The organism is Rhodococcus sp. MPR-R1B (assembly GCF_058793255.1).
Genome location: NZ_JBXAFO010000037.1, coordinates 18,613 through 40,528 on the forward strand (window position 1 = coordinate 18,613; position 21,916 = coordinate 40,528).

Consider the following 21,916-nt stretch of genomic DNA (forward strand, 5'->3'; position numbering starts at 1 on the left):
ACTCCCGGAAAATTGACATAGCCTTCGCGTATGAGTACTGCGATGCGAGACTTCGGTGACAGTGCGCTCTTTCCGGTCTACGACGTGTTGAAGGCCAGCATCCTCGTCGACGGATTCGATCTGATTCTCGACGTCGAAGGGTCGCGGGGTTCCTATCTCCGTGACCTGCGAGACGGAACCGAGTATCTGGACATGTTCGGTTTCTTCGGCTCTTCGGCCCTGGGTATGAATCACCCTGCGATCACAGGCGACGAGGAGTTTCAACAGGAGTTGGCTGTCGTGGCCTCCAACAAGCCGAGTAACTCCGACATCTACACCGAACCCATGGCGCGCTTCGTTGCGGCTTTCGCTCGGGTACTGGGGGATTCGGCACTCCCACACTTGTTCTTCGTCGACGGCGGAGCCCTGGCGGTGGAAAATGCACTCAAGGTTGCCTTCGACTGGAAGAGTCGGTGGAACGAAAGCCGTGGGTTGTCAGCAGATCTGGGGACAAAGGTCCTGCACCTGACCGAGGCTTTTCACGGCCGCAGTGGCTACACGATGTCGCTCACCAACACCGAACCGGGCAAGGTCGCGCGATTCCCCAAGTTCGACTGGCCACGTATCGACTCGCCGTACCTGGCAGACGGCCGCGATGTCGAAGCTGCGGAGAGGCAAGCTCTCGATCAAGCGCGCCGAGCTTTCGCCGACAACCCCGACGACATTGCCTGTTTCATCGCCGAGCCGATCCAGGGCGAGGGCGGCGACCATCACCTCAGGCCGGAATTTCTGCAGGCGATGCAGGAGTTGTGCCACGAAAACGACGCCCTCTTCATTCTCGACGAAGTACAGACCGGTTGCGGAATCACCGGAACTGCCTGGGCCTACCAACAATTGGGTCTGAGTCCGGATGTGGTGGCGTTCGGCAAGAAAACGCAGGTGTGCGGAATCATGGCCGGCGGGCGCGTGGATGAAGTGCATGACAACGTGTTTCACGTCAGTTCTCGGATCAATTCGACGTGGGGTGGCAACCTCACCGACATGGTTCGTGCCCGGCGGATACTCGAAGTCGTCGAGCAGGACCGACTGATCGACCGCGTGCGATTCACGGGTGCGCATCTCCTTGCCCGGTTGACCGAAGTCTGCGGGCGGTACGCGGCGGCAACCGAGCCGCGCGGTCGTGGCCTCATGTGCGCGATCACTCTGGAAGACAGTGACCTTCGCGATCGCGTCGTACAGCGACTGCGTGAAGACGAGCACGTGATGATACTGCCTACCGGGAAGAGGGGAATCAGATTCCGGCCCGCGCTGACGGTGACCACCAGTGAGCTGGACGACGCGGTCGACGCGGTCGAGCGCGTGCTCGCACGCGAGACCTAGGGCCTCTGTAGCTGTTCCCACACTCGATCCGGTGTCATCGGTGTGGAGTACATACGCACTCCACACGCGTTGGCAATCGCGTTTGCCAACGCCGGTGCTACAGGATTGAAGGGGGCCTCACTCATCGATTTCGCGCCGAAAGGCCCGAGCTTGTCGTACGTGTCGGCAAACAGTACTTCGGTGATCGGCAGATCCCCGATCTGGGGAACGTGATAATTGCGCAACTGCGGATTGATCACCCGACCTTCTTCGATGACGATCTCCTCCGACAGCGCAGCGCCGAGCGCTTGTCCCACACCGCCTTCCACCTGCCCGCGCAGTTGTGCCGGGTTCATGACGGTGCCGGCATCGGCGGCCTGAACCGACTGCAGGATCTTCACCCGGCCGGTGTTCGTGTCGACGGCAACGCGAAAACCGTGAACGTTGAACGAGACCGAGCGCGGTGTCCCGTCGTGGCGACCGTCAGCGGCGAGCGGGCCACCTTCGAGTAGCGTCGCGAAATCGAGGCAACCGTGGGACGTTTCGACACCGTCCGGCGAAAGGTCGTCGATCTGCGCGCCGCGACCGCTCGATCGCACCGCACGGGTCAGTATCCGCTCGCGAAGGCGCTCGCAGGCGATCAGGAGCGCCTTTCCGGCGACCACCGTTCCCGTCGACCCGAACGCTCCGGTGTCGTATCCGCCGGCATCGGTGTCGGATTGAACAATCGTGATGCGATCGACTGTCGTCCGCAATTCGGTGGCCGCGATCTGTTGGTGAATCGTAGTGGTTCCGTTGCCGAACTCAGCGGTGCCGATGTTCACGACGTACCGACCGTCGGCCTCGAGTGCGACGGTGGTGTCGGAGAAGTGACCACGCGGCGGGATCGTCGCGATCATGGCAATTGCCATGCCCCGACCGATCTGCCAACGCGACCCAGCCGGTGCAGCCTCTCCGCGCCCGCTCGACAGTGCACTGTCGACGAGGTCGATGCACTGGTCCAGTCCGTAGCTGCCGAATTCGAGATCACCGTCTTCGACGTGCCAGTCGACAAAATCGTCTCCGGGAACGACGACGTTGCGCCGCCGAAACTCGAAGGGGTCCATGCCGAGACGATCCGCGAGCTGATCCATGGCCGACTCGACGGCGAAGATGATCTGGCCGAGCCCGTAACCACGAAAGGCCCCGGAGGGAACGTTGTTCGTGTAGACCGCTTCGGCGTCTACGCGTTTGGTCGCAGCGCGATAGACCGCCATGGATTCGGCGCACCCATGGAACATGACTCCGATCGAATGGTTCCCGTACGCCCCCGCGTCGGAAAGGACGTCGATAGCGAGCGCAGTGAGAGTTCCGTCGGCGTCGGCGCCCGCACGCACCGATACTCGCATCGGATGCCGTGACGGTGCGATGGTGAACTGATCGCTTCGGCTGAACTCGTAGGCTACGGGCTTGCCGGTCTTCAAGACGGCCAGTGCGACCAGATCCTCGGTGAGTAGTTCCTGCTTCCCGCCGAAACCCCCGCCTACCCGTTTTGCGAACACCCGGATTCGGCTGCGATCGAGATCGAAGATGTGGGCCAATTCGTCCCGAACCAGAAACGGCACCTGTGTGCTGCTTCTGATGACGAGACGGCCCTCCTCGTCGAGCCACCCCACTGCGCCGTGAGTTTCCAAGGCCACGTGCTGGACTCGCGCAGTTTTCCACTTACCTTCGACGACTGCAGTCGCATCCGCGAGCGCACGGTCCAGATCGCCGACGCCATCGTGAAGCGCGGCAACCACGTTGCGGGGGGCCTCGGCGATCCGCGAGCTCTCGTCCTTGTCGCCGTGCAGGAGTGGAGCGCCGGGGGAACGCGCCAGATCTGGTTCGAATACCGCGTCGCGTACCTCGTAGTCGACTTCGATCAGCGAGAGTGCACGTTCCGCCTGCGTCGGGGTTTCGGCGATGACCGCGGCTACGCGCTGGCCGCGGAAACGGAGGGTGCTGTCGAACACGCGCGTGTCGTCCGGATCGTCGTTGCGGTCCTCGTGCCGGGCGGTCGAGAACAGCACGTCCGGACTGTCATGAAAAGTGAGGACCGCGGCGACGCCCGGCGCCGCTTCGGCTGCTGCCGTGTCTATCCGCGTTATGTGTGCGTGTGCGTGCGGACTGCCGAGTACTGCGACGTGAAGCAGGTCGACCGGCTTCTCACCCGGGGAGAAGTCCATGGTGTACTGCTCGGTTCCCGCGACGATGCGCGCGGACGCCGGTGCTGCGATCGAACGCCCTTGTGCCCCGCCTATTTTGGCAGTCTCCGTATTGGATGTACCGGCGAGAGCGTCACGAATGGACCGATAACCGGTGCAGCGGCACAGGTTACCTTTCATCGAGCACGCGAGATCGGATTTTTGCTCGACCGACAACGCTGATGCGGTGACTACCATTCCCGCTGTACAGAAACCACATTGGAATCCGCCCGCGTCCACGAATGCCTGTTGAATGGGGTGAAGTTTCTCCGGTGTTCCGAGACCGGAGGCGGTGACGACGTCGCGGCCGTCGATGCGATGGGCGGGAAATATGCACGAATGGGTGGGGTGTCCGTCGACCAGCACCGAGCAGGCGCCGCAGTCTCCGGCATCGCACCCCTTCTTGACGGAGTTCGCTCCGTGCTCGCGGAGGAAGGTTCGCAGGCACTGTCCTGGGCGGGGCTGGTCGTCGCGCGGAACTCCGTCCACCGAGTACTTCATTCCAGTTCACCTCGGATTTCTTCGGCAAGAAGCTCGGTCATCGCCTTCCGCCACGGCGCAGTTCCATGGACATCGGTGAAGTAGGCGTCTTCCGGAATCCTGCTGCGCAACGCATCCGCAAGTGCTGTGGCGTCGGGGAGTTCGTCGAATTTGAGAGCGTACGGACGGCGGGTCGCGGCGGTGATCGCCAGCGTGAAACCGTCGGCGCCGCAGCGTCCGGCCACGGCTACGGCCGATCGCCCGAGTGACGTCTGAGCCAGCTTTCGCATCGCGGTACGTGCAGTCAATGCATGCACGGGAATCCGGATACTGCGGATGATTTCGCCGGACCTGAGTACGTTTCGAGAATCGTCGATAACGAAATCGACTACGGGGAAGGAGTATTCGGTACCGTCCGGACGCCAGATCGTCAGTTCGGCATCGAGAGCGGTACACAGAGTCGTCATCGCTCCGGCCGGGAAGGAGAGCGCGATGTTGCCGCCGACTGTCGCGTATCGCAACACCTTCCACGATGCGAGTAGTGCGTCAGCGCAGTGTTGGAACAGCGCTGCGGCGCGCCAGGATGCGGGAAGTTCGGCGCGGCACAGTTCCTCGATGGTGCAGGTGGCCGCGATCTCGAGACCGAGATCGCCGACCGCCACAGCTTCCCAGTCGAAGCCCGCAAGGTCGACAAGGGTGGTCAGGTGCGGCTGCGGTTCCGAGTACAGCCAGGTGCCGCCACCGATGAACCCGATGCCGGGTGAGGCACAGGGGAGTTCGGCGCGGGTCCGCGGCACCAGAACTTCGTCGACGCTGTGCAGGTCCATCGCGACCTCAAGCCTTTCCGAGTAGATCGCGGTGTGCGCGTGCGACATCCGAGGCCACGACGTCCTCGTCGACGGTGGTGACTCGTCCGTCGGCAACTACGATTCGTCCGTTGACGAGCAGTAACTTCAGCGGGGGAGTCGAGCCGAGTACGAGCGCCGCCACCGGATCGGTGATGCCGGCATGCGCGACGGTGTCGAGTTTCCACACCGCCAGGTCGGCAAGTTTTCCGACCTCGATCGATCCGATTTCGCCCTCGCGGCCCAGAACTCGTGCGCCGCCGATCGTTCCCAATTCCAAGGCTTTTCGTACCGTCATCGTCTGCGGTCCGCCCTTCGCGCGAGCAAACAGAAGTGCATGACGAGACTCCTCGATCAGGCTGCAAGCTTCATTGCTCGCCGCGCCGTCTACGCCGAGCCCCACGGTGACCCCGCCGTTCACCAAATCGGCGGCACGGGCGATACCGGCTCCCAGGCGCGCGTTGGAGGTCGGGCAGTGCGCCGCCGCAGTTCCGGTTCGCGCCATCGTCTCGATACCGGCGTCGTCGAGATGGACTGCGTGGGCGTACCAGACGTCCGGGCCCACCCAGCCGACTCGTTCCATGTATTCGACCGGCGTGCAACCGAAATGCTCGCGGCAGAATCTCTCCTCGTCCAGTGTCTCGGCCAGATGCGTGTGCATACGCACGCCGTTTTCGCGGGCCAGCGTCGCGGACTCGCGGAGCAATGCCTCCGTCACCGAGAAGGGTGAGCAGGGAGCTACCGCGATCTGCAGCATCGATCCGGGATTCGGGTCGTGCCAACGGTCGATCACCGACTGCGTGCCGGTCAGGATGTCATCGAGTTTTTCCACGACGTGATCCGGTGGCAGGCCGCCGGAACTCTGGCCGAGATCCATCGACCCACGACACGGGTGGAATCGAAGGCCGACCTGCGCAGCAGCGGTGATCTCGGCCTCGAAAACGTCGCCGGCGTCGCGGGGAACGACGTAGTGGTGGTCGGTGGTGGTCGTACATCCGGTTTTCGCCAACCACGTGAGGCCGCCGGTGGCCGCCACGTGGACGGCGTCGGCGTCGATACCTGCCCAGACGGGGTACAGGGTGGTCAGCCACTCGAAAAGCATCGAGTCCGCGGCCAGGCCTCGGGTGATCCATTGGTAGAGATGATGATGTGTGTTGACCAGACCCGGCGTGATCAGGCAACCACTCCCGTCGATCACTTGCGCACCCGGGTATTCGGGTGGCGTTCCGGCGCCGACGTCGACGATCTTGTTGCCCGAGATCACCACATAGCCGTCGGAGTACTCGGAGCGGTCGCCGTCCATCGTGACCACATGAGCGCCCGCCACGACGAGTGTTGCCCCGAGAGCTGATTCGGTCACGACAACCAACCGGCGTAGGTGGTCCACGACGGTCCCGCGTCTGGTGCGTCGGATCGGCTGACCGCAGCTTGGATCAGGCCGTACGGACGATCCGCAGCGTGGAACACCTCGTTGTCGTTCTCCACTCCGAAGCGGCCGAGTGCATATTCGAAATGATGCTTGTTGGGTGCGGACAGTCGAACCTCCGCGATGATCGGGAATTCCTCGAGGATTGCCTTGCCGATGTGGAAGAGCGTCTGCTGCAGGGCAAGTGAATGTACCTGTGCGAACTGCTTGACGATCTGTGCCTTGATTCCCGCGTAGACCGATTCCCAGTCGACGTCGGTGGTGACGAATCGCCACTGGGCGACCAACGTCGTCGCCATGACGCGGTCGTCGGTCGGCTCGAGAACGGTGTACGGATCTTCGAGAAAACCCGAGAACTCACTACCGGTCGATTTGAGGATCACGAGGTCCTTCAGACCGCCGATCACCCATGTCCCGGTATCGGCGATGGTGATCGACGCCGTCCGAACTTCCTGACCCTTCCGAATCCAGGTGTAGTCGTGCTCGCTGCCGTCGACAATCGCACGCTCCCAGGCGTATTCCTCGATCTCGATCCGCGCGCCACTGACCGGTTCGATGTCGTCGACGAAATGACGGGCGAGTTCGAGTCCGTACGTCTCGATCGAGATCAGACCCTTTTCCTTGGCGTAGGAGTAGGCCGTTTGTTTCTGCGTGTCGGTCGGCAGAACCTTCGATTGATCACCGGTGAGGTACGCGTCGGCGAAATCTCCACGCAGGCAGGTGGAGACGTTGATGTCGTGAATTTCGTGACGGGGGGTGTCTCGATAGATTCGGACTACTCGATTTTCCGCTTTGCCGTACTGGTGACCCGATAGTTCGATCGATCCGCTCAACCGTTCGGTGTTCGTACTGCCGGTTGTGATGTTGCCGGTCGTGATGTTTTCGGTAGTCACGTGTTCAGCTCCCGCGATAGGTGGAATAAGCAAAGGGCGACAGCAACAGTGGGACGTGATAGCCCCGTGCCGTGTCGTCCACCCGGAAGGTCACTGTCACTTCCGGGTAGAAGTTTTCTTGTCCGTTGGTCTCGAAATACGTTCCGGTGTCGAAAGTCAGGGTGTAGTGACCGGCGGTCAGGCCGCTGGGAGCAAGTTCGGGGATGCGGCCGTCGGAGTCGGTCTCCGCAGTGGTGACGGAGGCGCCGTCTCGATCACGAAGTTCGACGCGAATCCCCGCCGCGGGGTTGCCCGTCGTCGCGTCGAGAACGTGCGTGCTGAGGGTCTTGCTCATGCTGTGCCTCCGGCGAGTGCATCGATCAGACGGGCGAGTCTGATCCGATTGATGGCGGCCAATTCGGTTCGAAGCACGGAACGCTCGGTCGCCGGGTCGTTTCGGAGACGACCTCGAAGGATGTCGAGGAGCTCCGTTCCAGATTTCCCCGACGCGCAGACCAGGTAAACATGGCCGAATGTCTCTTCGTACTCGGCGTTCTTCCGTCGAAGTTCCGCGAGTACGTCTTCTGTCGCCGACGAGACTCCCGACTGTTCACGGGTAGAGGACGCGCTCTCGCTTCGCTCACCGATTCGTGGGTGGCCGGAGAGAGCGTCGTCGATCTCGGACTCGGGAAGCTCGGCCAGCACCGCATCTGCTTTGTCGAACAGAGCTTCCAGATCGGCGAACGGGCGAGACGAGGCGATTTCCTGTGCCCACACGGCGGAATGGCAACACTCGAGCAGCGCCGCGACTGCCTGGTGGTCACCGAGCGCATCGAAGGCTCCGAGACCACTGGAATTCGTTGTAGGCATGTCCACAGGATTACTTGAGCATGTTACGGATCTGTAGCGCAGCAATTACGGGAGATGATGTGTCTCGATCTTATTTCTCCGGCTGCTCTTCCCCGATCACGGTTTCTCGGCGACCGATACATTCTCAGGTATGACCGATACTCCGAAGCTGTCTTCCGTCGTACCGTCCCTGGCGAACCTCCGAGACATCGGTGGCCCCGAATCGAGCTTCGGTGGCACCGTCCGCACCGGGAGCGTGTTTCGTTCCACCGATCTGGCATCGCTCAGTGCGGACGGCGCACAGACCCTCGCCGATCTGGGCATCGTCACGATCTACGATCTGCGCACCGAATCCGAACGCGAGACGGCACCGGATCTGACGCCGGACGGTATCCGAGAAATCGGCCTGGACGTATTGGCGGACAAGCAGTATCGCGCCATTCCGGCTCAGATGCAGCAGATGATCGCCGACCCGGCGTTTGCTGCCGAAGCGTTGGGCAGCGGCCAGGCGCTCGAGTACTTTCAGGGAAGTTACCGCGATTTCGTGACCTTGCCGAGTGCGGTCGCGTCGTACCGGCAACTGTTCGTCGACTTGGCGCAGCCGCCCAGCTCGCCGGCACTCATTCACTGCACCACGGGCAAGGATCGCACGGGTTGGGCAGCGGCCGCGTTACTGCTGTTCCTGGGTGCCTCCGAGGACGCGGTCTTCGCGGACTACCTCGAAACCAACAAGATTTTGTTGCCGATGTTCGCGCCGCTCCTCGAGCGATTCGAGGCCAAGGGGATCGACCCGACCCTGCTCGAGGGTGTCCTCGGTGTCAGGCGCGAGTACCTGGAGGCGTCGATGGCAGAGCTCGCGCAGGTACACGGATCCATCGAGGCCTACTTCACCGACGGCTTGAAGATCGACGCGTCGACCCAGGACCAATTGCGAAGCAACCTGCTCAGCTGATCAGGACCTGCTCGGCTCGTCTCGGCGGGAAGTTCGTCGCCTCGTCACGAGGCTGACGATACCGATCCCGATGGCGATGCCGAGCAGGTCGGCGCTGCCGTCCCAGATCGAACCGGAACGCGAAATGGGCAGCGCTGCTTGAAGAACCTCGGACGTCGCGGCAAAGATCAACAACCACACAGCCGTGAGCCACACCGGGATCCGCGCGTGCAACGAGGTGATCGCCAATACCGCGAACATCAGCGTGTGAGTGATCTTGTCGGTGTTCTCCGGGCTCGAGGGCACGGTGGAACCCGGGGAGAAGAGCATGATCAGGGCAATGACCACGGCGATCGCCAACGGCCAGTATCGGTTGTTCTTCAATTCGTCTGCCCCTCGACGACGACGAGTCCGAGTGCACCTTCGGCGAATCTGGTGACGGCGTCGGCGGCCGTCGTGAGCGCCTCGGTGTGCCCGTCGCGGGCCCAGCCGGTGAGCAGGGCGGTGGAGTCGAGAGGCGTCAGAACGACCTCGGCGAGAAGCTCACCGGTGTTGGGTTGGCACACTGCCCAGGAGTAGACGCTGTTTTCGTGCCACTGAGCGCTTCGCTGACTCACGTAATCGGGGTCGGTGATACCACCATCGGCAAGGGCGGGGCGGTCGTCCACACGCTCGTCTGCGCGTAGTGCGCGTAGATACCAGCCGCCTGCGTTGATCTCGATCGGCTCCATCAGTCGGAGTCCCGCTCGCGGCGGCGCTTGGCTTTGCGTTCCCGGTCGGTACCGAACAGCAGTGCACCGGCCAGGGGAATCGCGAGGAACCACAACCAGGTGCCGGTGACGAAGAACAGGATCACCGCGAGAATCGGGACGACGGCCATGACGCGACCGGACCAGTCGGGGTTGAAGCCTCGCTCCGCCGGCGCGTCGGGAGGCGTCACCATCGACAGTGGAGCGGTGCCGGGGGCTTGGTAGTTGCCCGGAAGATCGGCGAACACCGGAACGAGTTCACTGCGAGTTGTTGCGGCACTGACGATTCCGCTTCTCTCGTCGAACTCGGTGACGGTGAGGCGGCCTGCGGCGAAGTGCTCGCTCAGGAGATCGAGTGCCTGCTCGCGTTCTGCAGTGCCGATGCGAATGTCGGGGACGTCAGCCATCGTTACAGCCTACTCAAACGACTGTGCGCCTTTCCGGTAGTGGGGACTACCGGAAAGGCGCACGGGGCCGGAGGCCCTACTTCAGTTCTGCGAGAACCGTTCCCTGCGTGATTGCTGCACCCGGCTCGACGGACAGTCCGGTGACGACACCGGCCTTGTGCGCGTTGACGGGGTTTTCCATCTTCATGGCTTCGAGAACGGCGATCAGATCGCCTTCTGCGACTTCCTGGCCTTCGGTCACTGCAACCTTGACGACGGTGCCCTGCATCGGAGCCGTGACAGCGTCACCCGATGCTGCACCTCCGCCGGCGCCGCCGCGCTTGCGCGCCTTCGGCTTCTTGCGGATCGCACCGGAGGCAGCGCCGCCGCCGTTGCCGAGCGAGAACTGGCCCGGGAGGGAAACCTCGACGCGACGTCCACCGACCTCGACGACGACGTTCTGACGCGGCAGAGCCTCGTCCTCGTCGTCTACGGGAGCACCGGCGCCTGCGTACGGCTCGATGGGGTTGACCCAGTCGGTTTCGATCCACTTGGTGTAGATGTCGAACTTCTCGCCGTCACCGATGAACGCCGGGTTCTCGACGATGTGGCGGTGGAACGGGAGAACGGTCGCGAGGCCGTCGATCTCGAACTCGGCCAGAGCGCGCGATGCCCGCTGGAGGGCTTCTTCGCGGGTGGCGCCGGTGACGATGAGCTTGGCGAGCATGGAGTCGAATTGTCCGCCGATGACGTCGCCGGCAACGACACCGGAATCGACGCGAACGCCGGGGCCCGTGGGCTCACGGTAGACGGAGACCGGGCCGGGGGCAGGCATGAAGCCGCGGCCGGCGTCTTCGCCGTTGATGCGGAACTCGAAGGAGTGTCCACGCGGGGTGGGATCTTCCTTGATGGAGAGTTCTTCGCCGTTGGCGATGAGGAACTGCTGACGCACGAGGTCGATGCCCGCGGTCTCTTCCGTGACGGGGTGCTCGACCTGCAGGCGGGTGTTGACCTCGAGGAAGGAGATGGTGTCGCCCTGAACCAGGTACTCGACCGTTCCGGCGCCGTAGTAGCCGGCTTCCTTGCAGATGGCCTTGGCGGATGCGTGGATGCGTGCGCGCTGGTCGTCCGTCAGGAAGGGAGCGGGAGCCTCTTCGACGAGCTTCTGGAAGCGACGCTGCAGCGAGCAGTCGCGGGTACCGGCGACGACGACGTTGCCGTGCTGGTCGGCGATGACCTGAGCCTCGACGTGGCGGGCCTTGTCCAGGTACTGCTCGACGAAGCACTCGCCGCGACCGAAGGCTGCGATGGCCTCACGGGTGGCCGACTCGAACAGCTCGGGGATTTCCTCGATGGTCTGGGCGACCTTCATGCCGCGTCCACCGCCACCGAAGGCAGCCTTGATCGCAACCGGGACGCCGTATTCCTTGGCGAATGCGACGACCTCGTCGGCGCCCTTGACGGGATCCTTGGTGCCTGCTGCCATCGGCGCCTTCGCGCGTTCTGCGATATGGCGTGCCGTGACCTTGTCGCCGAGGTCGCGGATGGACTGCGGTGACGGACCGATCCAGATGAGGTTCGCGTCGATGACGGCCTGGGCGAAGTCGGCGTTCTCGGAGAGGAAACCGTAGCCGGGGTGGATGGCGTCGGCGCCGGACTTCTTGGCTGCGTCGAGGATCTTGTCGAACACGAGGTAGGACTCGGCGGACGTCTGTCCACCGAGGGCAAATGCCTCGTCTGCGAGCTTCACGAACTGCGCGTCTGCATCGGGCTCGGCGTAAACGGCAACGCTGCCGTAGCCGGCATCCTTGGCCGCCCGGATGACCCGTACCGCGATTTCACCGCGGTTCGCGACAAGCACCTTCGTAATGTGCGCGCTGGCATGACTGGGCACTGAGCCTCCTGTGGTTCGCATAGTCTGTCTCCGCGGTGTATTCCTCTGGGATTTCACCATCGGGGGATTGGCATCACTTCGGAGTGTATGCATCGCTTCGGCGCTGGTTGTAACCGGATCGCTAAAGCCCACTCCGGCTTAGGAAACGGTTTCGAAAACTACCGATGAGTAGCTGTCGGAGGTGGCGGCGTCCGGTTCGGTGACGATTTCTTCGATGGTCCGGCGCAGTGCGGCCACGTAGGCGTGAACCGCGGCGTTCGCCGTCTCGTTGCCTGGGTACCTGACCGCGAGGTTGAGTCCCTGGGGTGTGCGGTTGATCCAGATGTAGACGTCGTGCGTATATGCCTTGCTTCGAAGTGCTCTGGCGTTCCATTCGGGCCATTGTGCGGCTTCGGGCACGAAGCGAACGTCCATGTAGGACACGACGAATCGCGGTCGGATCGGGGTTTCGAGGTGCTCACCGATCCGATCGAACGGGACAGCTGCGGCAGGCTTGACCGAAGCGATGGATTCGGCGGCGCGTGTCGCGAGGTCGCCGAACGAACAGTCCGATCCAACGGCGAACTCGACCGGGCACAGTCCGACGAACCAGCCGAGCGCGCCCGCCCACTCCTGAGCGCTGCGGGTGTGAACTGGCGTCACGACCTCGAATCGATCGGATCCCGCGACTTCGCGACCTACAGCGGCAAGTCCGCCGAGAAGTCCGGCGAAGTACCCCACGCCGGTGGCTGCACACGTCGAACTGAAGGCCTTGGACTGGTCGGCGTCGAGCAGCCAGGTCGACAGGCCGTTCTGAGAATCGGTTCCACGGTCACCGATCGGTAGCGGGAACTGGGGTAGACCGTCCGTGCCGAGAGCCTTTCGCCAGATCTCGACCGCAGCCTTCTCGGCTTCCATGTCGGCCATCTGCTCGCGTTCGACGGCACCGAAATCGACGTAGCTGCCCACCGGAAACAGATTTGCAGCACTACCGGTCGAGGCCTCGCGGTACAGAGCTGCGATCTCGTGAGCGACCAGCACGATCGAGAACCCGTCGATGATCGAGTGGTCCGCCGCGAAGAACACGGTGAACGGACCGTCGCCACCGCGGGGCGTCAACGTCGCGAAGACGTACGACGGCCAACTGTGCGGGGACGCGTAATCGTCGAACAGGCGGTGAAGGTGGTCGAAGTTGTCCTGGCTGGACGCGTCGTAGCCGTGGCTGACGACCCCGATGTCGATTCCGCCGAGCGGGACCGTGTGCCGGGTGATCTCGCCGCTCGAGGGTTCGAGGACGGTATGCGAGCGCAGAACTTCGTGACGGTCGATCCACCGGCCGAGAGCGACTCGGAACGCATCGACGTCGAGCGGGCCGGAAATCTCGAAAGCTGTTCCCAGCCAAGACTTGTCGCCTGCGCCTGCAGCGGAACGGTTGAGATGTGCCTCGTGAATGTAGGAGACGGGCCGCGGATCCGGAACCCAGGGCCCGGTTGCGCACGGCAACCATTCGACGAGTGCGCCGGCCGGAATCGCATAGTCGGCCAGTTCGGTGAACTCCATGTTTTCAGCCCCGCAAGTGCCGCTTGATGCGCGCGAGCATGGCCGACATTCCGCGCAGACGGAGCGGGCTCACGGCTTCTGCGAGACCGAGCGCCGAATAGAAGTCGTCGGGTACACCGAGGATCTCGTCGGCGCTGTGGCCGTCGAGCCCCTGCGCGAGGATCGATGCGAAACCACGCGTCGTGGGAGCCTCGGGGGGAGCGCTGAAGTACAGACGGACGTTGTCGCGATCCGAATCGTCGACCGAGAGGAAGAGCGGCGACTGACATTCGGGGACCGGCTCCATCGCGCTCTGCTCGAGCTCCGCCGGCAACGGCGGCAGCTCTCGGCTGAACTCGAGAAGAAGGGTGAGCTTGTCCGAGGCGCCGACGGCCGCGAAGTCGTCGACGATCTCGGCCAGAGCCGAAGGAAGAGCGCTCATGACGCCGATACAGAGGACGGAACGGCGCCGGGCTCTTCGCCCTGGACGATCGGGACGCGCACGGCATTGCCCCACTCGGTCCACGAACCGTCGTAGTTACGAACGTTCGGGTAGCCGAGAAGATGAGTCAACACGAACCAGGTGTGACTGGAACGCTCACCGATGCGGCAGTACGCGACGATGTTGTCGTCGGCCGACAGGTCGCCGTAGATCTCGCCGAGTTCGGTACGGGTGCGGAAGCGGCTGTCCGGTGCCGCTGCCTTCGCCCACGGGATGCTGAGCGCGCTGGGAATGTGTCCACCACGCAACGCACCCTCTTCGGGGTAGTCGGGCATGTGGGTGCGCTCGCCGGTGTACTCCTGCGGAGATCGCACGTCGATGAGCGGCCCGTCGCCCAAGTGCGCGAGAACGTCGTCCTTGAATGCGCGGATGGGAGCGTCGTTGCGCTCGACGACCGGGTAATCGGTCGACGTGATGTCGGGAACGTCGAAAGCGGTGTCGCGGTTCTCGGCGATCCACGCATCGCGGCCACCGTCGAGAAGACGGACGTCCTCGTGGCCGAAAAGAGTGAAGACCCACAGTGCGTAGGCCGCCCACCAGTTGCTCTTGTCGCCGTAGATGACCACGGTGTCGTCGCGGCCGATGCCCTTGCGGTTCATCAACTCTGCGAACTTCGCACCGTCGATGTAGTCGCGGGTGACCGGATCGTTGAGGTCGAGATGCCAGTCGATCTTCACGGCTCCGGGGATGTGGCCGACGTCGTACAACAACACGTCTTCGTCGGATTCGACAACCTTGAGGCCCGGCGCACCGAGATTCGCCGAGAGCCATTCCGTCGAGACCAACCGGTCGGGATGCGCGAACTCGGCAAACGCGGTTGAGGGATCGGGGGCAACGGGCACGGGCGTACTCCTGAAGACGAATCGTTCGGTTCGAACACGGACTTGATCGATTCTATGCGCTGTGCGCAAGGTGAGACGCCCGGAAGCAGGTTCTGCCTGCTCGTGCCCGTTGCCGACCCTAAATCCTCGGTGTTCCTGCTCCGACGCTCGAATCTCTCAATTGTTCGGTGACACTTCCGATCGGCGTCACGCCCCGGGCGCAGACTTCTCTCAGAATCCGGTCGAGTTCGGTGAGGAAATTCACCATGGTTTCGTTTGCCGTCTCGGTATCGGGAAAGCGTGAACGCAGCGAGAGACCACGGTTCGTTCGCGAAATCCAGAACTGGGCATCGTCGGCGACCGTCACATTGCTGATGTGATGGGCGTTGAGGAGATCATGATCGTCTGTGCCGGGTAGTTTGCGGTAATCGATGTACGACACCATGAAGACGTCGGTGCGTGTGCGTCGAATCTTGTCGCCCAAAGCATCTCGAACCTGGGCCATGGTGACGCCCTCGAGCGTCAACGCAACTCGGAACGACGCGTGCGTATGTGCAAGGGATGCACCGAAATCCGCGTCGGGAGTGATCTGGACCGTGATCGGCGCGCTGGTGGTGAGCCAGCCGATCGCGTCGGCCCACCGCGGATCTTTGCGAATGTGAAGCGGAAATTGCAGCGGAAGCGTCGACTGCCCGGTGTACGAGTGGACGGAAAGTCCCATCGCAGTGAGGATTCCGGTGAACACGCTACCGCCGGCGGATAGGCAGATCTCGTCGAACGTCGCCGTCAACTCCTCGTCGAGCAGCACGCGCACATCGGCGCCCTGCGGCGCGGGCTTTCCGCCCTCGACGCCGAGATCCAAGGGGAAACTCGGTGATGTGCCACCGCAGATCTCGTAGAACCTTGCCCACTCTCGGATTCGAGGGTCGTTGTCGACGGGAAGCAGAGCGTCTGCCTCCAGTTCGCAGTACCGCACGAAACTTCCCGGGTCACCCAGTCGGCTCATCACTGCGTCGACGGCCTCGTGGTCGGTCAGATCGGGTAGGGCGATCAGTCCCTCGTAGATCTGTCGCAGTTCCCCGAGAGCAATGACCAACGAGTAGCCGTCGACGAGTGTGTGATCGAACGCGCTCAGGACCGTGTAATGCTCTTCGCGTTCGACCGTGGCAAACGTGTATGCAGGGAAGGTCAGTGGATCGCATACCGTCGTGAATCGCTTCTTGAGATGCGCTCGGAGGTCTTCGGTCGAATCGAATTTCAGAGGTTCCGAAGTCTCGATGTGTGTGCCGTCTGGATCGAGTCCCATTCGGGTGGTGGTGAACTCGCCCACCTCGAATCCTGTGTGCAGAGTGTCATGGCGACTGATGAACAGGCGCAGCGCGAGATCGAGTGCAGGCCGATTCAGTTCTCCGGGAAGGTCGAATGCGGCTGCCATCCACACACTCCGGCCCATGCCGTGTGTTCGCGCAGTCTCGAGGTGAAAATGCTGGTTGTACGACGGTGGTACTTCCGACTCGGTGACGGCGCCGTCCGCGGGCTGAAGCGACCATTCGGTGACGATTCCGGGGTCGAGTCCGTATCGATCGATCGAGGTGACATGCATCAGGCCACTCCCTCTGGTGCCACGAACGAGTAGTCGCCTTGAGCTGCAACAGTTTTGATGATCTTCGAGACATGCTCGGCGAAGCGGGTGGCCGATTCGTGGGCAATGGGGGTGTCGGGGTGAGACACGGCGATCCAGGTTCCGGTGTGCATCCGGTTGATCCACATCGACGCGATCTGAGTCTCTTTGCCGCCGACGATTCCCGTTGCCTTCGTCTCGGCGTAACTGTATGGATCCGGCATGCGTCGGCCGTCGATGTACGAGACGATCGGCGGCGGGGTGAGCGTCTTCGACAGTCCGCCGGGTGCGGAATCCGACTCGGCCAAGCTCGACAGAACCAGATCGATGACCTGCTGCACAGAGACATCGAGGAGTGCCTTGCCGTCGTGGTACCCCTGCTGCCCGAGCTTTGCCAACTCGGTGAAGCGTCGCTTGTCGTCGACGTCGATGCCGACCGGGATCAGGTTGATGTACCAGCCCTGCGCAAACGAGTCGGCCTCGGTTCGTGTGCTGACCGGCGAGAGGGCGATGTACTTGTCGCGTCCGGCGAGTTCGAATTCCGCAATCGCGAGCGCGGTGAACATTCCGCCGATGAAGTTGGCGCCGTTGGCTTTACAAACCGCACCGAACTTCTCGCACTCGATGTCGTCGGCCAGGTCGAAGCGTGAACCGATAGCCGGTTTGGGCGCGTCTTCGGCCCCGAGCGGGAGCGGAAATCCGGGGAACGAGCCGCCGCTGCGCATGAGGTAACCGAGCCACTGGTGCACTTCGGGTGACTGCATCGTCAGTTCGGTTGTTCGCTCGCGTTCGACGCGACCGAACTGTGCGTAACTTCCGGCCGGCCCGAGCTCGGGATGCGATCCGGTCGTTTCCGCGGCGTAGAGCTGACGCAATTCTGCGTACATCAGCACCATCGAGTTCATGTCCGAATGGGCGTGGTCGACTGCATGGAACAGGGTGAAGCTCGGATCGGCTTCGAGGTCGGCATGGTGGTGCTCGACGGCACCGAACACGAAGGCCGGCCACTGCAGCGCGCTGGTTTCGGTGGCGAACTTGGTCGCGACGAGCGCGCGGATCGCCTCGGATTCGGAGACGTCGTCGCCGACGCGGTACTCGAGTTCGATGCTTTCGACCGGCACCACGTGTCGACGGACCTCGAACGAGGTGTCCGCAGCGTCGGTGGTTGCTTCGTCGAACGAGAACCAGCTGTGCAGCGTGTCGTGGCGACGGATGTAGCGCTGAAGGGCTCGCGTCATGGCGTCGCGGTCCAGTGTTCCTGCGAAATCGAAGGCGATACCGATCCACGGAGACTGCGGATCGCCCTTCTCTGCGGTGACGCGGGCGCGTCGCAGGTGGCGATCCTGCATCGTGGTCGGGGGTAGTTCTCGGTCGATCTCGGCTTCGGCGGCTCGTTGAGCGGAAGCATGCGTGACGCCCCATTCGATTACCCGCCCAGGAAGCGGGTGCCAATGGGTGATCAAGTTCAGATCCATCGAGTAGAACTCCTGCGTGTGTCGTCGAGAAGCCTGCTCTGAAAATGGGCAGACGACGAACTATCCCATCTGGGGGACTGAATTGTCCGAAATACTACAATCTAAACAAGAACAGGTTCTAGAAGCGTTGTGTTCGATTAGGATCATTCGGTGCTTCCGGACCCTTTAGGTGACGCTGTCGGCGCCGACCACAAGGGCGGGCGGCGAGCTGGTTCTCTGACGCCCTGGCTCGGGTTGGCGACGAGTCTGGCGGCGGCATTCATGCAATTGCTCGACGCGACCATCGTCAACGTCGCGCTTCCGAGTATCGCCGTCGATCTTCAAGCAGGCGTATCGGCGCAGTTGCTCATGGTCAGCGTGTACATCCTGGCTTTCGCGTGTTCGTTGATCACTGCAGCGCGGCTGGGGGACCTGTTCGGCCGTAGAGTTGTTTTTCTGACCGCCTTGTCCGTATTCGTGGTTGCCTCGTTGCTGTGCGGGCTCGCGCAGAGCGCGACGATGTTGATCGTCTTCCGGGGTCTGCAAGGATTGGCGGCCGGTTCGATGTCCGCCCAGACGTTCGCCATCATCTCGGGTCTGTTTCCGAAGGCCAGGCATCCGCGAGTCTTCGGGATCTACGGTGCGACCATCGGGCTCGCAACGGTCAGCGGGCCTCTGATCGGCGGGCTGCTGATCGAGTGGAATCTGTTCGACTGGGGCTGGCGCCTGATCTTCTTCGTCAACATCCCGATCGGCATCGCCGCCTTGATTCTCGGATATTTCCATCTCGTCGATGCTCGCGCTGAGCATGTGCGCTCACTGGACCTCATCGGCGCCGCACTGTCATCACTGGCGCTGTTCCTGCTGATCCTTCCCCTGGCCGAGGGAAGGGCGCGCGGATGGCCCACAGGTCTTGTCGTAATGCTCGCGATGTCGGCGCCGGTGGCAGTGGCGTTTGTGCTCTACGAATCGCGTTTGGCGAAACGAGGCGGCGATCCGGTCCTTCGTCTCGAGCTTTTCCGCGACCGAGCCTTCACAATCGGCGCGGTTCTTGCGTTCGTTTTCTTCGGAACCCTGACTTCCTTGATCTTCACCATCAGTCTCACCCTTCAGTTCGGCTTCGGGTTCTCCGCATTGCGAGCGGGCGTCATGACGCTGCCGTGGGCCGTCGGAATGGGCGTGGCGGCGGTTCTCTCATCGGCGGTGTACCGGATGCTCGGAAACCGTGTTCTGATCCTGGGGATGGTCGTCTTTGCCGGCTCGCTGATCGCGCTGTCGATCATCCTCGAACGCGAAGGAACCGATCCACGCTGGCTCGCGCTCGCCGGTCCGCTGCTTCTCGGTGGCGCAGGTCTCGGACTGTTCGTGGCACCACTGCAAACCGCGATCCTTGCGACGGTCGAACCCGCGCACGCGGGTTCGGTGTCGGGACTGCTTCCTACCGTTCAGCAGGTTGGCAGCTCCATCGGACTGGCCTTGATCGGAGTGGTGTTCTTCTCGCTCGTCGCGGGGCAAGCTCCGCAAGCAGTGCAGGGGGAGCGACCCGAGTACGTTGCGAACCTTGAAGCTGCCGGCGTTGGTCCCGGCCTGATCGACATCGCCGAAAAGGCCTTTGTCGATTGCGCAACAAGCCAATTGGCATCCGGAACACCGATGGAGGTGGCGCCGGAATGTCGCCGGGACGGCTCCGCCGGTGCCGGGGGTCAATCCGTTCAGGTGGCAGTTGATGCCGCGTACGCATCGACTCGCGCGGCGGCCGGCGAAGCATTTCTCGAAGCGCAGCGCCGTGTGCTCGCGATCATCGCAGCAATTGCGCTCGGTATCGGATTGGCGTCGACTGCTCTGCCGCGGGTCAATTCGCCGGTCTGAAAATTGCCCTTGACTCGAACGGGTGTTCGAGTACCCTGTGTGCAGGGGATCGGGGGATTCAATGAGTGTCTTGTTGTCGGATGTGGTGTCGGGTTCTGCGGTGGGGTTACGCGGACGGTTGTGGCAGTTGTCTGCTGCAGAGTTGCGCGCTGCTGCGGTGTCGGCGAGTGCGGAGATTCTGCGCCTCGAAGCTGTGCGTGTGGCGGTGGTGGACGAGTTGTCGTTGCGCCCGGATGATCAGGTGATTGCCAGTCGCGGGGTGGGTGCGTGGTTGGCGGCCAACACGATGCTGCAGGTTCGGGACGGGAAGAAGATCGCCGCTCTCGGTGCAGCGTTGCGGCCGTTTCCGGCGGTGGCGGCTCGGTTCGATTGCGGGGATTGCTCGTTCGAGCACGCGGTGTTGATCGTGGCGTTCTGCGAGTCACCGCCGAAGGGGATGCCGGAGGACGCGCTCCCTCGCTGTATCGATTTGTTGTTGGCTGCTGCGTCGGGTGTGGAGGCGACGACGACGAAGGTGCGGAACGTGATCGCGACGTTGGAGCGGTTGTTCGAATCGGATGAGATTCCGCCCGCTGAAGATGTCGATCTCAATGAGTTGCGGATCGCGTCGACGTTGAACGGTCGGGTGGTGGTGCGTGGTGATTTCGATGCCCTCACCGGGGAAATGTTGTTGTCGGCGTTGTCGAATCTGACGATGCCGACCCCGGCACCGGACGGGACTCCCGATGCCCGGTCGGCGGCGAAGCGGACTGCGGATGGGTTCACCGAACTGATCCGGCGTTATCTCGATTGCGCCAAGACTGGTACCGATGGTGGTCAGCGTCCGCATGTGAATGTTCACATCAATGCTCGTGATTTGGCTGAGCATCGGGATTGTGCCGCACAGTCTTCGGATTCGGGTGATGACGGCTCACTGGAGCTGTCCGATCTTGATGTCGGGCACATGCCCTGGCTGGGACCGCTGTCGGTGTCGCAGACCAGGCTTCTCGGGTGTGATTGTTTCCTGTCGACCGTTCTGCTCGACGATCACGGCGCGCCGCTCGATGCGAAACCAGGGAAGAGGTTGGTGACCGCCGAACAGCGAGTGGCGTTGATTGCCCGAGACAGAGGCTGTGCGTTCCCGGGTTGCACATGTGTACCGGCTTGGACTGATGCGCACCATATCCGGCACTGGGCCAACGGTGGCCCGACGGTGATGAACAATCTGGTCCTGCTGTGCCGTTCGCACCACCGGTTGATGCACCGGAAATCAGGGTTCGTCGGGAAGTGGGCGATTCGGATCGGTGTCGACAACAAGCCGTGGTTCATTCCGCCGCCCTCGATCGACCCCGGACAGCAACCGAGGCCGGCGAACACCACCTTCAAAACCTGAAGGGTCAAACCTTTTCGGTGACAACAAAAACGACCAGCTTCGCATCGGCATGGACCCGATGCGGGGCTGGTCAGTGGTGCTTGGAGAAAACGTGCTTGGAGAAAACGCGTCAGAAGATGCTCTGCGTGCGCCAGAGATCCGAGACGGAAACCCCGACACGCTCGAGAAGTGTTCGTACCAAAGGTAATCCGATACCGATGACACTCGAGGGATCACCCTCGATCCTCTCCACGAACCAGCCGCCGAGACTGTCGAGCGTGAATGCTCCGGCGACTTGGAGCGGCTCGCCCGTTGCCAGGTATGCCTCGAGATCCTCGGTGGACGGTTGCGCGAAATGAACCACTGTTGCGCTGTGATCCGAGGCCATGCGGACGATGCGGCCGTCGGCGACGCGTAGGACACAGTGCCCGGTCAAGAGAGTGGCGCTGCGTCCGGCCATTGCGGCCCATCTCTTTCGGGCGATATCGACGCTGCCCGGCTTGCCTTGAAGTTGCCCGTCGATCAGGAGCATCGAATCGCACCCGACAACGACTACGTCGGTGAGATTGTCGGCGGCGAGGCCGGGGACGATTTCGGCGGCCTTGGCCTCCGCCAGCACCGTCACGACTTTTTCGGGGGCGGCGTCGGGTCCGAGGTTGTCGGCGATCTTGTCCTCGTCGACGCCGGAGACACGCACAAGCGGCGAAACCCCGGCCGCCCGCAGAACTGCGAGGCGAGCCGGGGACGCTGAAGCTAGAACCAGTTGAGTCACGTCAGCAGAGTGA

Annotated in this window: 20 protein-coding genes; 4 read left to right on the forward strand and 16 right to left on the reverse strand. The window is 62.7% G+C overall.

Features of this window, described 5'->3' with window-relative positions; all coding sequences use genetic code 11:
- Nucleotides 1-30: 30 nt before the first annotated feature.
- A complete protein-coding gene (gene lat, locus AC1Q61_RS29930) occupies nt 31-1,359 on the forward strand; it encodes an L-lysine 6-transaminase (RefSeq protein WP_042922145.1) in 1,329 nt (442 codons plus the stop codon).
- Here the strand turns inward: lat and AC1Q61_RS29935 are convergent.
- From AC1Q61_RS29935 to uraD, 6 genes are all read right to left on the reverse strand, one after another.
- Nucleotides 1,356-4,064 carry a molybdopterin-dependent oxidoreductase gene (locus AC1Q61_RS29935; RefSeq protein WP_054188167.1) on the reverse strand — a complete coding sequence of 903 codons (2,709 nt, stop codon included), beginning with the start codon at nt 4,062-4,064 and terminating at the stop codon, nt 1,356-1,358. The genes lat and AC1Q61_RS29935 overlap by 4 nt on opposite strands.
- On the reverse strand, nt 4,061-4,870 hold the full coding sequence (locus tag AC1Q61_RS29940) for an FAD binding domain-containing protein (protein ID WP_030535037.1): 810 nt from the start codon (nt 4,868-4,870) through the stop codon (nt 4,061-4,063). The genes AC1Q61_RS29935 and AC1Q61_RS29940 overlap by 4 nt, the downstream gene beginning before the upstream one ends.
- A gap of 7 nt (nt 4,871-4,877) precedes the next feature.
- Nucleotides 4,878-6,191, reverse strand: a complete 1,314-nt coding sequence (locus tag AC1Q61_RS29945; RefSeq protein ID WP_232319072.1) for an 8-oxoguanine deaminase — start codon at nt 6,189-6,191, stop codon at nt 4,878-4,880.
- A gap of 53 nt (nt 6,192-6,244) precedes the next feature.
- Complete coding sequence (gene pucL, locus AC1Q61_RS29950) at nt 6,245-7,147, reverse strand: factor-independent urate hydroxylase (protein ID WP_030535035.1); 903 nt, start codon at nt 7,145-7,147, stop codon at nt 6,245-6,247.
- A gap of 64 nt (nt 7,148-7,211) precedes the next feature.
- On the reverse strand, nt 7,212-7,541 hold the full coding sequence (uraH, locus tag AC1Q61_RS29955; protein ID WP_003940720.1) for a hydroxyisourate hydrolase: 330 nt from the start codon (nt 7,539-7,541) through the stop codon (nt 7,212-7,214).
- Nucleotides 7,538-8,056, reverse strand: a complete 519-nt coding sequence (uraD, locus tag AC1Q61_RS29960) for a 2-oxo-4-hydroxy-4-carboxy-5-ureidoimidazoline decarboxylase (RefSeq protein ID WP_042922194.1) — start codon at nt 8,054-8,056, stop codon at nt 7,538-7,540. The genes uraH and uraD overlap by 4 nt, the downstream gene beginning before the upstream one ends.
- 130 nt (nt 8,057-8,186) lie before the next feature.
- Here uraD and AC1Q61_RS29965 point away from each other — a divergent pair, with 130 nt between their 5' ends.
- Nucleotides 8,187-8,987, forward strand: coding sequence for a tyrosine-protein phosphatase (locus AC1Q61_RS29965; RefSeq protein WP_007727222.1), 801 nt, complete (start codon nt 8,187-8,189; stop codon nt 8,985-8,987).
- Here AC1Q61_RS29965 and AC1Q61_RS29970 read toward each other — a convergent pair whose 3' ends face one another.
- From AC1Q61_RS29970 to AC1Q61_RS30010, 9 genes are all read right to left on the reverse strand, one after another.
- The gene (locus tag AC1Q61_RS29970; RefSeq protein ID WP_042922147.1) at nt 8,988-9,350 is read right to left on the reverse strand and encodes a VanZ family protein; all 363 of its coding nucleotides are present in this window, start codon (nt 9,348-9,350) and stop codon (nt 8,988-8,990) included.
- Nucleotides 9,347-9,697: a hypothetical protein gene (locus AC1Q61_RS29975; protein WP_003940792.1), complete on the reverse strand. Its 351-nt coding sequence runs from the start codon at nt 9,695-9,697 to the stop codon at nt 9,347-9,349. The genes AC1Q61_RS29970 and AC1Q61_RS29975 overlap by 4 nt, the downstream gene beginning before the upstream one ends.
- Nucleotides 9,697-10,122 carry a DUF1707 SHOCT-like domain-containing protein gene (locus AC1Q61_RS29980; protein ID WP_003940708.1) on the reverse strand — a complete coding sequence of 142 codons (426 nt, stop codon included), beginning with the start codon at nt 10,120-10,122 and terminating at the stop codon, nt 9,697-9,699. Before AC1Q61_RS29980 ends, AC1Q61_RS29975 begins: the two co-directional genes overlap by 1 nt.
- A 76-nt stretch (nt 10,123-10,198) precedes the next feature.
- The gene (locus AC1Q61_RS29985) at nt 10,199-11,995 is read right to left on the reverse strand and encodes an acetyl/propionyl/methylcrotonyl-CoA carboxylase subunit alpha (RefSeq protein WP_030535031.1); all 1,797 of its coding nucleotides are present in this window, start codon (nt 11,993-11,995) and stop codon (nt 10,199-10,201) included.
- A 138-nt stretch (nt 11,996-12,133) separates the two neighbouring features.
- Nucleotides 12,134-13,534, reverse strand: a complete 1,401-nt coding sequence (locus AC1Q61_RS29990) for a condensation domain-containing protein (protein WP_003940858.1) — start codon at nt 13,532-13,534, stop codon at nt 12,134-12,136.
- A 4-nt stretch (nt 13,535-13,538) separates the two neighbouring features.
- Complete coding sequence (locus AC1Q61_RS29995) at nt 13,539-13,955, reverse strand: SufE family protein (protein ID WP_003940804.1); 417 nt, start codon at nt 13,953-13,955, stop codon at nt 13,539-13,541.
- Complete coding sequence (locus tag AC1Q61_RS30000) at nt 13,952-14,857, reverse strand: sulfurtransferase (RefSeq protein WP_003940962.1); 906 nt, start codon at nt 14,855-14,857, stop codon at nt 13,952-13,954. Before AC1Q61_RS30000 ends, AC1Q61_RS29995 begins: the two co-directional genes overlap by 4 nt.
- 118 nt (nt 14,858-14,975) lie before the next feature.
- On the reverse strand, nt 14,976-16,439 hold the full coding sequence (locus tag AC1Q61_RS30005) for a condensation domain-containing protein (RefSeq protein ID WP_042449587.1): 1,464 nt from the start codon (nt 16,437-16,439) through the stop codon (nt 14,976-14,978).
- Complete coding sequence (locus tag AC1Q61_RS30010) at nt 16,439-17,932, reverse strand: condensation domain-containing protein (protein ID WP_042449584.1); 1,494 nt, start codon at nt 17,930-17,932, stop codon at nt 16,439-16,441. The genes AC1Q61_RS30005 and AC1Q61_RS30010 overlap by 1 nt, the downstream gene beginning before the upstream one ends.
- 150 nt (nt 17,933-18,082) lie before the next feature.
- Here AC1Q61_RS30010 and AC1Q61_RS30015 point away from each other — a divergent pair, with 150 nt between their 5' ends.
- Nucleotides 18,083-19,780, forward strand: coding sequence for an MFS transporter (locus AC1Q61_RS30015; RefSeq protein ID WP_042922151.1), 1,698 nt, complete (start codon nt 18,083-18,085; stop codon nt 19,778-19,780).
- A 61-nt stretch (nt 19,781-19,841) separates the two neighbouring features.
- Complete coding sequence (locus tag AC1Q61_RS30020; protein WP_215515827.1) at nt 19,842-21,152, forward strand: HNH endonuclease signature motif containing protein; 1,311 nt, start codon at nt 19,842-19,844, stop codon at nt 21,150-21,152.
- 109 nt (nt 21,153-21,261) lie between these two features.
- On the opposite strand, the gene AC1Q61_RS30025 is transcribed toward AC1Q61_RS30020, so the two are convergent.
- Complete coding sequence (locus tag AC1Q61_RS30025; protein ID WP_007731146.1) at nt 21,262-21,903, reverse strand: Maf family protein; 642 nt, start codon at nt 21,901-21,903, stop codon at nt 21,262-21,264.
- Nucleotides 21,904-21,916: the final 13 nt, after the last annotated feature.